The following is a 16487-nucleotide window of genomic DNA, read 5'->3' as shown; positions in this document are numbered from 1 at the left end:
CAGGTTAATTGTTCAAGAGCTGCTGTACGCGCGTATTCATATCCTTCAAACCTTCGTCGATCGAAGCGTTCTTGGTCATAATGTTATCGTGGGCTTCGTTCAGGATGACTTCAATATCTGCACTCTTTTCATGCATTGGCATTTCCAGATACGTCTGAACCGTAGTCAGTGCTGCTTTACTGTTCTCATCCGTAGGGAAACCGTCAATGGATGTGATGGATTGGATAACTTCATCGTTCTTAATCGCTGGAATGGTTCCGGTGGAAGCAATGACTTTGGCACCTTCTTCACCCGTCACAAAGTTCATGAAATCAAGGGCAGCTTCTTTATTTTTAGATTTCTGATTTACAGCCAGGGAAGTAATTGTACCTAGGGTTGTGCCTGCTTCTACACCATCCGGGTGAGGATATTTCACAATTCCCCAGTGGGTTGATTGGGACTCGCCGCTCTTCACCTTTTCAATTTGTGTCGCTATAAACCAGCTACCCATATTCATCATGGCAACGGAATTGTTGTAGAATACACCAGAATAATGCGTACTTGAAGTCTTCAGTGTGGCGTAATCCATAACGATTCCATCTTCCTGTTCTTTCAAGATCCGTTCATAGGTTGGCTTCAGGAAATCATAGTTGCCACCAACAACGTTGTTCTTGCCGTCTAGAATACCGAACAATTGAACTGCACTCCGCCAAGTATGGTAGTGGGCTCCATATACTTTTTCAGCACCACTGCCGGAGGTCATTTTTCTAGCTAGTTCATCATATTGGTCAAATGTCATATCGTTGCTCGGGTACTCCACTCCTGCTTTGTCGAACAAATCCTTATTGTAGTAAACGACCCAGAAATCACTACGGAAAGGAAGCGCATACACTTCGTCGTTCACTTCGATCTGTTCTACAGTACCGCCGTAAACGGATGGATCAATGCTTTTGTCGCCCATAAAGCCCTTGAGCGGCTCCAAGTGATTTTGTTTCACGAGGTTTGAGTATCCAGGAATATCCTTAATCGTAAGAACATCCAGATCGGCACCGCCGGACAACTGTGTACTTAGCATGGTCATATAGTCCGTGGAACCAAGATCGACATATTCGATTGTTACATTCGGATGCTCAGCTTTATAGGCTTCGATCAACGGCTGGTAGTATGCTGTGGCTTCCCAATCCCACAATGCCCATTTCAAGGTCACAGGATCCTGTTTCGGTTCAGCGGAAGCGTTTGCAGAATTGCTCTTTTGTGGAGCAGCTGTTGCAGCACTACCTTCGTTGTTGTTATTACCGGAACATCCGGCCAGCGCACTTAGGGAGAGTATTGTGGCGAAAGTCATGCCATAGAATCTTTTCAATTTCATATAAAAATCCCCTTTTCCTTCTGATTGTTTACACTGATCGGCTCATCCGATCTATTTCAAAGTTTAAGACTTTCCCATCTAGAATGGCATGTATTTTCAAACTCAGTTCATTCACTTTTCTTTGTTCTTCTTTTCCTCCTTGCTTCAAACCTGTAAAATCCTATTTAAAACATGTAAATTTCTCAGCTCCTCTGCCGTCCACTGTATGGAATTGCAGGAATATGCTATGTTGTTAATATGGATATCGGTAAACTAGTTAAGCATATTATAAATTATAAATAGAAGATTCACTTTACACATGCATTTATTCAAGGATATTTTTGAAACCGCTTTATATATTTCCGCATTTCGTAGAGGAGTGTTCACAACGGTAAGAAAATCCACTATTAAAAGCCGTATTATTCTCATCATGACTCTATTCGCGCTACTAATCGCCGCTCTGCTGTCTTTTTTCAGCTATGAATTGATCACCTATTATCAGCGTAAAACAACCATTCAGGCGACCGAGTTCAACCTTCAGCTGGTTTCCCATATTATTGAACAAGATTTGATTAATCTGTCCTCTTTGGCGATGACCAGCAGCACCAACTCGTCCACCAATACATTACTTACTGATTATTTTGTATCTCCAAAGGCAAGTGCCAAGGATGCTGTTAATGTCTTTAACGCCATGCAGGAGGATTTTCGGATCAACCGCTCCAATAGCTATGTCCGCCGCTTGATTGTGACGGGTAACAACGGAAAGTTCCTCCAGTTGGATAATTCCGTCAGTACTTCTATTCCACTTACTGTTCACAATATCGGTCAAATTCCCGGTCTTAACAAAGATGCTGTGGAGCAGTGGGAACAAGTGATCAAGGACCCGCTCTCCACCACGAACGGAATCCCATTTATTCTACCGATTTACGGAGATGGTGCTGCCCGGATTGGAACGGTTTATTTACTCGCTAATACTTCCTTAATTACCGACAAACTGAAAGGTTATTCCCTGCCAGAGAATTCCCGAATGCTGCTAACGCTCGGCAACCATCATTATCAGATCATTGGCGATAAAGTAATTTCCATTACACAACCTTATGAACCGGTATCCTATACCAATGAGAAACCTGTTGGACCACAAACCGAGCTGTCCATGATTAAGCTGGAGGAGGAAGAAAGCCAAATCCTGGTCTCTTATCCCGTACGCAACGGTGTGATTCTGTCTCAGACATTACCTAATGACTTGTTCGCACCCAAAACAAATATATGGATTCTAGTCATGCTCGGCGTTTGTTTATTGGTTATCGTCTTAAGCGGCATTATTACCTTGTACTTAACCCGTACCATCAGTCTCCCGGTAGAGAAATTAAAGAAGCGAATTGATAAGATTGCCCAGGGCAATTTCCTACTGGACCGCAATATTGAATGGAATAGTGAGCTCGGTGATGTCGGACGGGGGATCAACCGACTGTCTCAGGACATTGTTGCACTCATGGATAGTCAACTTGCAGACGAGAAGCAGAAACAGGAGTTGGAATACCGGATGTTACAGAGTCAGATCAATCCCCACTTTTTATACAATACACTGAATTCGATCAAATGGATGGCTACGATTCAGAATGCCACCGGCATTGCAGAAATGACTACCTCACTCTCCAGATTGCTGCGCAGCATTGCCAAAGACAACCGGAGGCTAATGCCGTTAAAAGATGAGCTAAGCCTGCTTGATGACTATTTTCTGATTCAAAAATACCGGTATGGCAGTACGGTCTCGATGGTGATGGAAATTGAGAATGAAGGACTGCTCTCCGGCCTGATTCCCCGTTTCACGCTACAGCCCCTGGTTGAGAATGCTATCTTCCATGGCATCGAGCCCAAAGGTAGAGGAGATATACTGATCACGGTGAAGAAAAGCGGTTTTGCCGATATCCTGGTCACAATTGAAGACAACGGTATTGGCATGAAGGAAGAACAAATCTCTACCATTCTGTGTGATGCGGAGGATGAAGCTAAGGGTGTGTTCGAGAACGTTGGACTCCGTAGTGTAAATGAGCGTTTACGGCTAGCCTTTGGGGAGAATTACGGTCTTTCGATTGAGAGTGCGTTGGGCCGATATACCCGAATGAAAATCCTTCTACCCTATATGCAAAAAGAGTAGATTGGCAAATCTAGCAAGGATGTGGTCATATTGATCAAATTATTAATCGCCGACGACGAAGCTCTAGTCTGTATCGGCTTGCAGTCTATGCTGAAATGGGAGCAATATCATATAGAGATTGTAGGCATCGCGCACAATGGTGCCCAAGAAGAAGAAATGATTGACACCCTCCGCCCGGACATTGTAATCAGCGATATTAAAATGCCAATAAAAAGCGGTTTGGAGGTTGCCGCTTCAGTACGCCAAAAATATGGTCGTCTTCCATTGTTCATTATGTTGACCAGTTATGAAGAATTTCCATACGCGCGTGCAGCCATAGAGGTACAGGCCACCGATTATCTGGTAAAGCTGGAACTCACACCGGAAGCACTGGCCGAATCCATTCGAAAGGCGATCTCCTTTCTTGAAAGCTACCAGACGATGGAAAGCTACCCTAAACTTGTTCACCGCAGCAATCTTCAGGCGCAGCGTGATAAATTCTTCATTCGTCTATTCAACAACCTGTTCGAGAATAAGAACCAGTACCTTCTGCAGATTGAGGATTTGGCGTTAGATTTGTCCGAGCCCGCCTACCTCGTATGCACTTGCCGGATTCTAGGACCGGACACTGTCCCACCCCGTGGGGATAAGCTGGTCGCCTTATGTTCAAGTACAGTACAAATGGCAAAGGACACACTGGCTTCTATAAAGCCCTGCTATGTAACCAGTCTGGACTTGCGCAATTTTGCCGTTGCTCTGCCTGTCCCCGGAGTAGATCCCCGTAACTGGATGTCTGACATTGAGAAGCAACTTAAAGACATGGCATCTGTACTACATAACTATTTCAATGTAACGATTATTGGTGCCATAGGGTTTGCAGTCGAAGACCCTTATTTGCTGCGGGAGAGCTATCTAGCAGCCCGAAAGGCATTGCCGATTGCCGTGAAAGAACGGTCTTTTGTTTTCTTTGCAGAAGGTGAATCACTTGAGCAGGAGCATTCACTCTTTGATTTCTCCGAATCTCGTTCGGAGATCCGCCGTGCTTTTGAAGAACTAGATACCCTTGCTTTGTACACCATCATCTCCAAAATGATCGAAATCTTCGAAGACCGGCCTGACTTATTGGTACCCGCTACCGATGCTGCCTGCAATATTCTATATATGGCTACTTCGCTTCTTGCGGATGGAGAAAACATTGTCGAGCATATCTTCGAAAATGAGCCGGAAGGTTACCGGTCCATCTATCAGATGCATACAATTGAAGAAATCGCCGGCTGGTTGGTTAAGTTCCGTGACGGCTGCTCGGAAATTCTCTCTACTCGAAGACAAAGCTATAAAGAACAAATCGTCAAAAATGTCCAGGAATACATCAAAAGAAATCTCGGCACTAAGCTTTCACTGAACCAAGTGGCAGATGTCTTTAATTTCAGTCCCAACTATTTGAGCCATCTGTTCTCCAAAGTCGCTAAGGTCAACTATGTGGAATATATCACGGAAACCAAAATCACTGCAGCCAAGGAAATGATGGCACGAGGAGATGGGCGTATTTACGAAATTTCACAAAAACTTGGTTATGAAAGTGCCTTCTATTTCAGTAAGGTCTTCAAGAAAGTGACGGGGAGTTCTCCCAGAGAATATATGCAACAAATTGAAACAGGTCACTAAGTGATCACCGAACCCAGCAAAGGAAGCTGCAATCCTACGCAATAATAGATACGACTCCATCCGGCAACAAAAAATCTCGTTTCCGAGACAAAGGTCTGGGGAACGAGATTTTTTGTTCGTAATACCAGCCCTATTCGGTAAGCTATCACCAGAGGCAAGTACCCGTAATTATTTCATTTGAGCTTGTTCTTCTCTAGTAGGACCAATTACGCCTGGTACAGGAAGACCTGCTTGACGTAAGAGAACTGTCATTTGACCACGATGATGTGTCTGATGATCAATCAGCGATCTAAGCATAGCACCACGAGGCGTTAATCCAGCAAAGGTCTGCACACTCTCAACCATTTGTTCGTCCGTTAATTTCTCTACTTCAGAAGCAATATTAGCCGCAATATTCTTATAAGCCTCAACAATCACACTCGCTTGAGCTGGAACTTCCTTCGGATTGCCTACTGGAGTAAGTGTTAATCCTACCTGACCCCCAAAGAACATCGGACAGGTTGCCAAATGCCAACCTAACCATCCCAATGAGCTGTGACCTTCCACAATTACCTGATCTAATTTATCATCGGTAAGCGATTCAAGAACACGAATTGTCCCTGCAGAAGCACTTGCCCAATCTCCTAGAAAATCTTGAACTGTTCTGTACATTTTAAAACTCCTTTATTAGTCGTTAAGCAACGATTACTTAGTCATACCAATTAAATTATAACCTGTCACATGTCTTGTTACAAACAATCTAAAAATGTGATTTTTCATTTTAGTGTGAGGAAAAAGGGCTTTTCGTAATATTCATGATTTCCGCATAATATACATCCCTCTTCAGCGGTCTCTATTTAATCAAAAATCTGGTCTATGGTTCAGGATGTTACATTTCTACTCGATTATATCGCAATCTGAAAGTATTTCCGGTTTATGGCGCATGCTATCCAAATTGGTTATTTTACGGATTACTTTACACGGTACACCTGCAGCAAAAGAATTTTCTGGGATGTCCTGGGTCACGACACTACCTGCACCGATTACGCATCGATCACCAATCGTAACACCTCCACATACCGTTACATTTGCTGAGAGCCAAACATCGTTACCAATGCTAACAGGCTTAGCATAGCATAAAGACGCAGCATCACCATTTTGATCAAGCATTTGCCTGCGCTCGGAGGCAACGAATGGGTGAATAGGTGTAACGATGGTTACATTAGGTCCAAAACTCACATGATCACCTATCGTAACCTGTGCATCATCCTGGACTGTAAGGTTATAGTTTCCAAAAAAATGATCACCAATTTTTGTATGAACACCATAATGAAAAAAAATGGGACCCTGGATAAAACTATGCTCACCTATGCAATCAAGTAACCGTGACAATATCGCTTCCCGCTCCTCTGTCTCATCCTCAAATGTTCGACTATATTGGCTGCTCAAATTGTGGGCGAGAAGCTTTATACGCTTTAGTTCTGTGTTACCTGGATTGTATAATATCCCTTTGAATATTCGCTCTTCTTCTGTCAAAAGGTTCACCTCTTTTAGTTTTTAGACAGTAAGTTCAATTTGAATGTTTTCCGGCCCTAAAATACTGCTTTCATAATATCCGTCACCTGTGGTCCGCGGCCCACTTAACGTTCTAAAGCCCGCTTCTGCCAATTGCTTGGTTAGCAGATCGACTTGTTCCTTACTGCCTAAGCTGAAAGCTAAATGAGTTAAGCCCGTCCGTAAGAGATCATGAACTCCTTCTACCATATCCGGTCTGCTCATAATCTCCAATCTCGCGCCGCCCTCAAACGTGAGGAAATAGGTTCTTAATCCCGTTTTGGGATTATGATATTGTCTATTTGACTCAGCATTAAAAAATTGACTATAAAATTGTCTACAGCTCTCTAAATCTTGTACATACATAGCAATATGTTCAATTTTCATATAAATCTCCCTTCCGTCACTATATGTTTTAGTTTCGAACATAATCCCTCGTAATATCGTTAAGCCATTTAAATTTAAAATAACGCATTAAGGCAATCGGGGCTTTAATAACCTCGTCTAAATTGAGGATAATAAATATCGTTATAGGGGAGAGATGCCACACAAACGCACTCATATATCCTAATGGTAATATGATGCCCCACATTACAATCGTGTCACACCAAAAGCCAAATCTAGAATCCCCTCCAGCAACAAATATTCCTCCAATTGTCGTGGAGTTTATCGATTTCGGAAGACAACAATAAGCACAGACAAGAAGCATTCCACTCAAATAAATTTGTGCTTGATCATCCAAATTGACAAGCAGAAACACTATAGGCTTCAGTATTAGCAAAGTGATACCTGCAACGATACCAAACAAGATAGCATATACATTTAATATTTTCCCAGCTTTTTTAGCCATTTCAATTTCGCCATTGCCTAGATATTTACCAACAAGCACGGAACCACCACTTGCAATACCTCCACATAATACAATAACCAGATTCTTGACGACCGAGGCAACTGAATTTGCAGCGACCATATCTGCATTAACATGTCCAATAATTGCAGATGTCACAGTTAATGCGCATCCCCAAACCATATAATTTCCTTGGACAGGTAGTGTATACCTCAAAAAATCCTTAATCAAATTACGCTGAACCATGTCACGTAAAGGTAACCTAAACTTTATATTTGATTTGATCGAGTGGATGATACAGCAACCAAATTCAACGATACGTGCCAAAACTGTAGAGAAAGCAACTGCCACTATAGCCTTTTCTGAATTACCCGGATAAAGTATGAAAATACTTATTACATTCAAGAGAATGTTCAATATAAGGCACATAGAACTGATCCAGGCACTCACACGGGCATTTTCCATGCTTCTAATTACACTAAAGTACATTTGGGATATTCCGCTTATTAGATAGGAGAACGAGATCACTCGCAAGAAACTCGATCCATATCGAATTAACATGTCGTCATTTGTGAAAAAACTCATTAATTGATCCGGCACCAACAGTGATATCCCAAAAAAGATAGCGGATATAATAATAGACATCGTACATCCGATATTAAAAACCCGTTCAATGGTCATCAAATCTTTCTTTCCCCAATACTGAGCAGTCAAAATCCCCACTCCTGCAGCCAATCCCATATAAAACAGTGTTAAAACAAATGTAATTTGCCCAGCCAGCGATACGGCAGACATTGTAGACTGGTTTACAAAACCTAACATGAATATATCTATTGTCACGGCTAACGATGAAATGAGGTTTTGTAAAGCAATCGGAATGACCAAATTTAGCAATTGGCGATTGAATTGCTTATCTCTCATCTCAAGTGTGCTTCTTCATCCAGATCTTCTTTAGTGATCTCTTTGTCCTTGTAATAGTATTTTAGGTCATGTTCATTAATGGTACGCATCACCCTGCATGGATTGCCCACTGCAATGGAGTTAGCCGGAATATCTTTTGTCACAACACTGCCGGCACCAATAACGGTATTTTCTCCAATCGTGACCCCAGGACAAATTGTAACATTCGCCCCGATCCAACAATTATTCTCAATTTTCACCGGATCAGCATACATATATCCTCTGTAATCTGGATGGATTGGATGTCCCACTGTAGCAATCGTTACAGATGGACCGAACATAACATTTTTTCCGATAATAATTTTAGTGTCGTCCACAAAATTACAATTAAAATTAATGTACGTTCCATCACCAATCTCAATGTTTGTACCATAGCAAAAATAAAAGGGTGGTTCGATCCACGCCTTCGTTTCTCTTCCAAATATCTCTTGCATGAGTTGTGTACGCTTATCTAGATCATCTGGCGTTGTTAAATTAAAGCCATGCATTTTTCTTTTTGCCTGTACTCTGTCTTCAGGCAGTCCTTCACAGTAATCAGTAAATAGTTTCCCGGAGGCAATACGTTCTCTCATTGTCATGTTTCTGGCTCCTTATAAAATCTATTGGATTTTGTGTTATTGTCGAGCAATATCAAAATTGTATATTTTCTATATAGTCCTATCCACCGAAATCAAATATAATTCTATTAAAATCGTATTTTGTTTGAGGGAGATGTGATTGTGAGTGTAGAACTGGAAGTATTCTCCGATTTATCGGAAGAACTAAATTATAATCTTCCTGATTTTCCGCTATACGTACGAAAAGGAGCACTGAATCATTTCGATAAATATGCAGCAGCATGCCATTGGCATCCGGACCTGGAATTTATTTTAGTGCTAGATGGGAAGATGGAGTATTTTGTAAACGGAGAAATTGTGCTGATTGAACGTGGTAACGGAATATTCGTTAATAGCAAGCGTATGCATTACGGTTTTTCCACTAAAAAATTGGATTGTACATTCATAGTCGTTGCTGTCCATCCTTCACTACTCGGAATAAGCACACATGTAGGCAAAGTATATTGGGATGAGAAATTCGGTTCTAATACTGAAGACTATATTATGATTACTCCACAAAGCACGTGGGGAAAGGAAATCCTGCATTCCTTACATCGGATTTATGAAGAAATGAACAGCACTCCTTGCAAGCCACTACGTCTTCTTTCACTGGCTACTTCACTTTGTGCAGACGTCGGAGATCATATACAGAGGGTTCCTGGGCAGATAAATGATGACCAGTCATGGATTGCCGTTTGGAAAATGACGGGATTTATTCATCATCATTTTGACCTTAAAGTGACCCTGAATGACATCGCTACCGCTGGGTCTGTTTGCAGGAGCAAATGTTGCGAGTTGTTTGGCACGTACATTGGCCAAACGCCTAATACTTATCTGATGCGATATCGTATTCAAAAGAGCTCCGAGATGCTGATGGGAACTAATCGATCGATTAGTGAAATTGCGATGAACTGCGGATTTCAAAGTGCGAGCTATTTTTCATCAGTTTTTCGTAATGAGACTGGATTGACGCCTCAGAATTACCGGAAGAAATCTCGAATACCTTCCCATTAGCTTGTTGACGGGTGCTTCCCAATATAATTCCGTTATTTTATTTATCATTTTCCATTATTTTATCCTCCTATTTGGTTTATCAAATTTTATTTTTTATGTTGTAATAGCTTATTTTTCGGTTTGGCACTCGCAATCTCAAATCCACCCTCTCGAATGCCAAAGAAGCCAGTAATTCCAAAGTAACCTTTGGCTTACTGGCTTCTTTCATTATAATCAAGATACAACGTATGATTCACCTAAAATATGCTTAATACTGTATGACCCCTCTATCATATCCGTGGCTATAAATGACTCCATATCACCAGATTCAATATCATACAACACTTCAATTTCCTTATAGAACAAAATGTTTCCTTCTTTGATAAGTTCAGAGAGAGATGGAACATTTTCAGCTTTTACATCTCCATTGTAAACTTGTTGAAGTCCTTCGACATAGGCTTCTAATGATCGTGCCCCCACAATTTTAACACCTTTATTTTCTTCATTCACCATGATAATGGTTGGAAATCCACGTACACCAAGTCTGCCTGCTAACTCAAAATCCTGCTCTAACAAATCTTGTGCCGATCCAAGAGCAGCATCCGCCACTATTTCTTCGCCATTTAGCCCAATGTTGTGGACTATATCAACTAATGTTTTTTCCTCTCCAATATTCTGATTAAAGGCGAATACAGCTTCTCTTGCCTGACGCAAAAACTCATTTTCTTTACCCGGATAAATATTTTGTATAACCTTGTATACTCTAGATGGCGGATACGAAGAAAGAATCGGATTGTTTTCCCACAAAGAACCATCGATAGGCATACGTGAATGTAAACCAACTTCTCTCCAATGCTCCGCAACATCTGAAGGCTGTTGAATGCCATTGGAGACATCTGCAAAACCATGCCAGCTAGAAAGCAAACCACCCATAATCGTCTTCACGTTAAAATATTGACCATACTGCAGAATAAAACGATTGAGTACCGGCTCAAGCGCCCAACAGTGGGAACAGATCGGATCTGTTGCATAGTAAAGTGTGATTTTGGGGGACTGTAGATTAAAGTCGATCATTTCCATTTGCTCTTCATCCCCTGGCCCACAGACACCGGTTTTAAGGTCACACATCATATTTGAATTATTCATATATCAATCACCTTTCGCTGGAGAATCAAAGAAAGTGCCCTCTTGTAGAAGTTCTTTGTATGGAAGTATTATAATACCAGTACAAATTCAAACAAGTACGTTTATTTTTAATACTAAGTATCTTTAATAATACTATTGGAGAGGAGTTATGTATGAAATACGAATTTAGACTTGATCAATTATGTCCTGCAACCTTCGCATTCCATGTAATCAGCGGAAAATGGAACCTCCCGATCCTAGCCATTCTTAGTGAGAACGACAACATACGCTATAACGAGTTAAAAAGAAGACTGCATGGAATAACAGGGACTACCTTAACCAACGCACTGAGGGATCTTATAGAATATGGAATCATTCATCGGGAGCAGTATAACGAAGTGCCACCAAGAGTTGAGTATTCTCTGACTTCATCTGGAAAAGAATTAGTGCCTTTAATTGAATCCGTTGTTGAATGGGGACAAAGAAATATTGGGATGAAGGATAATTCCTAGACTGCTTTCTCACTCCTATTCCTGAATCTCCAAATGCATATACGAAGGCGCTTCATCCCAAGGAACGCTATATCCCGCTCCCTTTGCACAGAACATAGAGCTGGAGGTGTACTCAGGATCAGCGCTGCGGTCGTATCCAATCCTTGCGATGACCTGTTCTGGGTTATGACATGGCTGATAACCGCCTAACTTCATCGAGATTGCTCCCTTGCCCTTCGTGAATGAAGCAAGCTCTACTGCATAATGCATGAACGTCGCGACAGGCGCACGTCCCTGAATAAACATCGATTCACCTAGCATTTCTGGCGGGTCAAATTCACCATGAGCCAGCTGTATATCAGACATTACGCGTCCGATAAGCTCTGCATCGACTTTGATTTTGAATTGATAATAAGGTTCCAGTAGAATCTTGTTCGCTTGCTCCAATCCCTGCCGCAGTGCCCGCAGTGTCGCCTCCCGAAAGTCACCGCCATGCGTATGCTTCTGATGCGCTGCCCCGGTTAAAAGTGTTACATACAGGTCGGTGACGGGAGAGCCGGTAAGAACTCCACGATGCTCCTTTTCAAGTAAATGCTGACCGACGAGATGCTGATACCCTGTGCTGAGCTGCTCAACATGGCATGTACTGCGATAGGTAATTCCCTCACCACGTTTCGCAGGCGCAAGCCGGAGATGCACCTCTGCATAATGCTTAAGAGGTTCGAAATGCCCACAACCAATCACAATGTCTGCGATCGTCTCTTTGTATAATATCTCTGGCTTGGAGAACGATACCTTGAGCTGGAAACGGTCTAACACCACCTGCTGAAGTACCTCTAACTGGATCATTCCCATCACATGAACATGAATCTCCTCCAGCTTGTCCTCCCATGTCACTTGCAGCGTAGGGTCTTCGGCTTGCAGGATCATGAAATAGCGCAGCACTTCTCTGGATGATATCCCCAAATTGAATACAACTTTGGATTTCAACGCTGACACAAGACGGGATTCTACTTGATCTGAATGATTACCAATACCCAGTCCAATGGCTGCATCGGTTAGGCCCGTAACGGCAACAAGCTGTCCCGCGGAGGCTTCATCGCATGAAGTATATTTCCCCCCATGATAGATACGAATAGAAGTGATTTTCTGGCTTAACTCCTCATGTTCTGAAGTGCTATAGCAGAGATCCTCCCGTACCCGTAACTTTCCAGCTAATATTTTCATAAAAGTCAGTCGCGTGCCTTGCAGCTCATGACGCACCTTATATACTCGTGCCCTGAACACTGCGTTAACTTCATAAGTCGATTCCATTAGTAGTTGCATCGTCTGCATCCATTCCGCAATCCCCTGATCCAATAGAGCTGCTCCACTCATAACAGGAAAAACCACCCGTTCTTTAACCATTTGTTTCAGCGTAGCCAATACCTGCTCAGGATAAATGTTGTCTTCGAGATATGCCTCCATCAAGGCTTCATCTCGCTCAGCAACGGCGGTAATGACCTCTTCAGGCAGCATGCTCTGTTCTAGACCTTTTGCCAAATACAACATATCCGGCGAAAATTGCTGCCTTAACGCTTTTAGTACACGCTGGACGTCAGCACCGGTACGATCTATTTTGTTAATAAATATAAAAGTGGGTATGCCATATTCCTGTAGCAATTGCCAGACCGTCTCGGTATGCCCTTCAATGCCCTCCACAGCACTTAAGATGACTACCGCATAATTCATGACCTGTAAAGCGCGCTCCATTTCAGCTGAAAAATCGACATGCCCCGGTGTGTCAATGAGCTGATACGATTGTTCGTTATATTTCATCACCGCCTGGTCAGCAAAAATCGTTATGCCCCGTGCCCGCTCCATCTCATGACTATCCAAAAAGGCATCCTGATGATCGACTCTCCCCCGAGTCTTAATTCCGGAAGCATGGTATAGGAGCTGCTCTGCGAAGGTGGTTTTGCCGGCATCAACATGTGCTAGCAGTCCGATGGTGATTGGTGATGCTTCTGACAGTTTACAATACATATTTCTACCATCCATTCAGTCAGTCTGTTATATAAGAATCGTAGCCGAAATTTAGTAGCTTGTACAGAATCTCTCACCACCGACAGTACAATAATGCAAGAAAGGCACTAGACTAGCTATTGAGATGATGATTATGTCCTATTAACTTATAAAAAACCGGTAACCCTTAACAGAAAGGATTACCGGCTCAATGAATAGTTAAAAACCCTTCATAAGCTCTTCATTAGTAGTTTATTCAATGCGATAACGTTAATATTTCTAATTTCCTTAAACAATAAATCATCTACTCTCTGGACTCAACAGCTTTTTATCTAGAAATGCCTTTACATCTTTAGCAAGCTGAATGGATGCTTCAATTTCCAACTTAGTTGTTGAAACACTTTCAATACTGCATCCAATTGGAATTCCCTTCTCCAGCCCGAACTCAAATAGTTCTTCAAATATTTTTTGAGATAGCTGAATGGATTTATCCAAAATGTCGTTCGAATATTTCAACTCGTTTTCTAACCATCCCGGGATACTGATCCCCAACCATTTCATAAATTGTAATGTTTTCGCTGTGCCACATGGTGCAAGATTAAATAAAATAGGAACCATTTCAAAACCCTTATTTGTATAGTAATAATATAAATCAGACAATAAATTCTTTGATGCCTCTACATTATAAGTTGCCTGAGTGATAAAAAAGTTGCATCCATTGTTAATCTTTTCGACAACCCGTATATGCTCATCATTCTTTTTTATATGTCTTTCAGGAATGACAACTCCTCCAAAATTCAAATTACTATTTAACTGTTTGCTTAGTTTATAAGCATCTGGTAAATTCAATTTCACCTCCTGCTTACTTGACGAAGCGCCCACATACACGGAAAATCTGTCTTCACTTTCGTCAGTCTTAATCCAATCCGCGAACGAAGCTCTTGTATCATTACCGACGCACCGATAAATTATTTTTGGGACCTCTACTTGTCTTAGATATTTATCACCATAGATAGCCGGATCAATCGTTGGTAAATAGGGGTAAGGTCTTTCATGATCAACTCTTTCTGCTTCCTCCTGGACGTCGTAAAGAATTAAAGCATCTAAATCAACGTTTTGAAGTCTTTCAACCTGTTTCTGTGCAATTTCTGATATCTTTTCTGGTGAATGGCTTGCCTTCGGTGGTGTCATCCCATATGTTAAAATACCAGGTTTCTTGCTCAATATTTTTTGTTTAAATGTACTCCCTGCCGCTCCCAAATTAAAAAACTCCTCTACACGTCTCTTTTAAGTTAAGGCTACCATGGCAGGCTTAATATGTATAACTTATATTTACTATATCTAGTTATATTTTAAAGCTATGATTCCCTATTGGTACTTATCGAGTAGTACATCATGGAGGCGGAACTTCTAGATTTTAATGTTGACAACCATTGGGTCTGACTATAATATTAGAAGTCCTGCCAACCTTAAAGTTGGCGATAAGGGGACCGAAAGGTTCATTCTTATTTAAAAAGGGTGAGTATTATGAATAAAGAAGAATTAATGGAAAGCGCACGTAACACAAAGAAAGCTGCTTATGCCCCTTATTCTAAATTCCCAGTTGGAGCAGCCTTATTACTTAAAGATGGAAATGTTATTAATGGAGTCAACGTAGAAAATGTATCTTTTGGTGCTACTAATTGTGCAGAGAGAACAGCAATCTTCACAGCTATTACAAAGGGCTATACTAAAGGTGATTTTCAGGCTATAGCTGTAGCAGGTGACACAATGGATTTTCTGCCGCCATGCAGTATCTGCAGACAAGTATTATCGGAATTCTGTTTGCCCGACATGCCTGTCTATTTAACCAATGAGAAAAAAGAAATCTTAGAGCTGAGTTTAAGGGATTTATTGCCTTACGCATTCAAAAATTTAGATATGTAAAAATAATACCTACCAAAGTGGAATATCAAAAACACGCGTACCTGTGTTAGACAAGTACGCGTGTTTTTGTGTTAAAAAGCTTAGTCAGAACACAGAATTCACAGACCAGACACACCGCGTAAATACGTTGTGACTTACCAAATCGCAATTCCAACCTTATCTTTTTCTTTAAGTACTACCTTTATCATTTCCAAAGCATTTCTTACCCCAAATTCAATAAATTCTTTATCATAGTCTGTATGTAGTTCTATAGTATCTAAATTATCAAGCAAAATAAGGAATTCACTTTCCAGTTTTTCTATTCCTTCATCAAATGCAAAAATATTCGTATTCTTTAAAGAATATATTAACTCACATCCGAGTTCACTAATTATATCATTTCCCCAGAGAGTTTTTCTGCATGATTCGAAACCAAACAAATTATTATGTGGTGCGGGTACCTGCTCCTCCAAAAAATTAGTATCTACAATTATACTTCCCTTTTGAATTACACTAATTATCAAACTCATATAGTTAAAACCTCTCAATGATTATCTATAATTTTTGAAAAAAAACAAGCGATCCATTGAGATAAAAGGTTAACACTTCCTCTCGATGATCGCTTGCTTTTAGTAGCTATGCATAGTTACATTTCTAGTTTTCTGTGATTTTTCATTTAGGATGAGAAAAAAACATCAAAAAGTCCTGTATAATCAACAAAGATTTTTCATTTAGTGTGAGAAAAATTTCAGAAGATTAATTTAGACCATCATATTTTTCACTTAACTTGAGAAAAAGGGCATTTTCTTAATATTCATGATTCTTGCATAATATACATTCCTCTTCAGCGATCACTATTTAATCAATAATCCGTCTATGGGTTTAAGACTCTTTCCGCTTTCTC

The 16487-nt window shown here is 41.0% G+C and carries 15 protein-coding genes; 5 read left to right on the top strand and 10 right to left on the bottom strand.

What is annotated here, in order from left to right; translation table 11 throughout:
- Window positions 1-4: 4 nt before the first annotated feature.
- Entirely contained in the window at window positions 5-1348 is a 1344-nt protein-coding gene (locus MHB64_RS11225; RefSeq protein WP_341134428.1) for an ABC transporter substrate-binding protein, read from the bottom strand.
- Between the two features lie 409 nt (window positions 1349-1757).
- Here MHB64_RS11225 and MHB64_RS11220 point away from each other — a divergent pair, with 409 nt between their 5' ends.
- Together MHB64_RS11220 and MHB64_RS11215 are read left to right on the top strand one after the other, a co-directional pair.
- The gene (locus MHB64_RS11220) at window positions 1758-3485 is read left to right on the top strand and encodes a sensor histidine kinase (RefSeq protein ID WP_341134427.1); all 1728 of its coding nucleotides are present in this window, start codon (window positions 1758-1760) and stop codon (window positions 3483-3485) included.
- 30 nt (window positions 3486-3515) lie between these two features.
- Complete coding sequence (locus tag MHB64_RS11215) at window positions 3516-5129, top strand: response regulator (protein WP_280786867.1); 1614 nt, start codon at window positions 3516-3518, stop codon at window positions 5127-5129.
- 168 nt (window positions 5130-5297) lie between these two features.
- Here MHB64_RS11215 and MHB64_RS11210 read toward each other — a convergent pair whose 3' ends face one another.
- The 5 genes from MHB64_RS11210 to MHB64_RS11190 all read right to left on the bottom strand — a co-directional run bounded on the left by MHB64_RS11210 (window position 5298) and on the right by MHB64_RS11190 (window position 9047).
- Window positions 5298-5780, bottom strand: a complete 483-nt coding sequence (locus MHB64_RS11210) for a DinB family protein (protein WP_094869392.1) — start codon at window positions 5778-5780, stop codon at window positions 5298-5300.
- Between the two features lie 225 nt (window positions 5781-6005).
- The gene (locus MHB64_RS11205; protein ID WP_341134426.1) at window positions 6006-6653 is read right to left on the bottom strand and encodes a sugar O-acetyltransferase; all 648 of its coding nucleotides are present in this window, start codon (window positions 6651-6653) and stop codon (window positions 6006-6008) included.
- 12 nt (window positions 6654-6665) lie between these two features.
- Entirely contained in the window at window positions 6666-7049 is a 384-nt protein-coding gene (locus MHB64_RS11200) for a VOC family protein (protein WP_341134425.1), read from the bottom strand.
- Between the two features lie 28 nt (window positions 7050-7077).
- A complete protein-coding gene (locus MHB64_RS11195) occupies window positions 7078-8430 on the bottom strand; it encodes an MATE family efflux transporter (RefSeq protein ID WP_094869394.1) in 1353 nt (450 codons plus the stop codon).
- The gene (locus tag MHB64_RS11190) at window positions 8427-9047 is read right to left on the bottom strand and encodes a DapH/DapD/GlmU-related protein (protein ID WP_341134424.1); all 621 of its coding nucleotides are present in this window, start codon (window positions 9045-9047) and stop codon (window positions 8427-8429) included. The genes MHB64_RS11195 and MHB64_RS11190 overlap by 4 nt, the downstream gene beginning before the upstream one ends.
- Window positions 9048-9188: 141 nt before the next feature.
- Here MHB64_RS11190 and MHB64_RS11185 point away from each other — a divergent pair, with 141 nt between their 5' ends.
- Complete coding sequence (locus MHB64_RS11185) at window positions 9189-10079, top strand: AraC family transcriptional regulator (protein WP_094869396.1); 891 nt, start codon at window positions 9189-9191, stop codon at window positions 10077-10079.
- Between the two features lie 213 nt (window positions 10080-10292).
- On the opposite strand, the gene MHB64_RS11180 is transcribed toward MHB64_RS11185, so the two are convergent.
- Window positions 10293-11204, bottom strand: coding sequence for a DsbA family oxidoreductase (locus MHB64_RS11180; protein WP_341134423.1), 912 nt, complete (start codon window positions 11202-11204; stop codon window positions 10293-10295).
- A gap of 152 nt (window positions 11205-11356) precedes the next feature.
- On the opposite strand from MHB64_RS11180, the gene MHB64_RS11175 reads away from it, so the two are divergent.
- The gene (locus MHB64_RS11175; protein WP_094869398.1) at window positions 11357-11695 is read left to right on the top strand and encodes a winged helix-turn-helix transcriptional regulator; all 339 of its coding nucleotides are present in this window, start codon (window positions 11357-11359) and stop codon (window positions 11693-11695) included.
- 15 nt (window positions 11696-11710) lie between these two features.
- Here MHB64_RS11175 and MHB64_RS11170 read toward each other — a convergent pair whose 3' ends face one another.
- Window positions 11711-13699, bottom strand: a complete 1989-nt coding sequence (locus tag MHB64_RS11170; protein WP_341134422.1) for a translation factor GTPase family protein — start codon at window positions 13697-13699, stop codon at window positions 11711-11713.
- 279 nt (window positions 13700-13978) lie between these two features.
- Window positions 13979-14938 carry a methylenetetrahydrofolate reductase gene (locus MHB64_RS11165; RefSeq protein WP_256989762.1) on the bottom strand — a complete coding sequence of 320 codons (960 nt, stop codon included), beginning with the start codon at window positions 14936-14938 and terminating at the stop codon, window positions 13979-13981.
- A gap of 267 nt (window positions 14939-15205) precedes the next feature.
- Here MHB64_RS11165 and MHB64_RS11160 point away from each other — a divergent pair, with 267 nt between their 5' ends.
- A complete protein-coding gene (locus MHB64_RS11160; protein ID WP_036689594.1) occupies window positions 15206-15604 on the top strand; it encodes a cytidine deaminase in 399 nt (132 codons plus the stop codon).
- A 134-nt stretch (window positions 15605-15738) separates the two neighbouring features.
- Here the strand turns inward: MHB64_RS11160 and MHB64_RS11155 are convergent, their stop codons facing one another.
- Window positions 15739-16113, bottom strand: a complete 375-nt coding sequence (locus MHB64_RS11155) for a hypothetical protein (protein WP_094869401.1) — start codon at window positions 16111-16113, stop codon at window positions 15739-15741.
- Window positions 16114-16487: the final 374 nt, after the last annotated feature.

Source organism: Paenibacillus sp. FSL K6-2859 (genome assembly GCF_038008265.1).
Lineage (GTDB): Bacteria > Bacillota > Bacilli > Paenibacillales > Paenibacillaceae > Paenibacillus_AQ > Paenibacillus_AQ nitricinens.
Note: the sequence above shows the minus strand (reverse complement) of the source record. Positions and strands in the feature narration are given on the sequence as shown.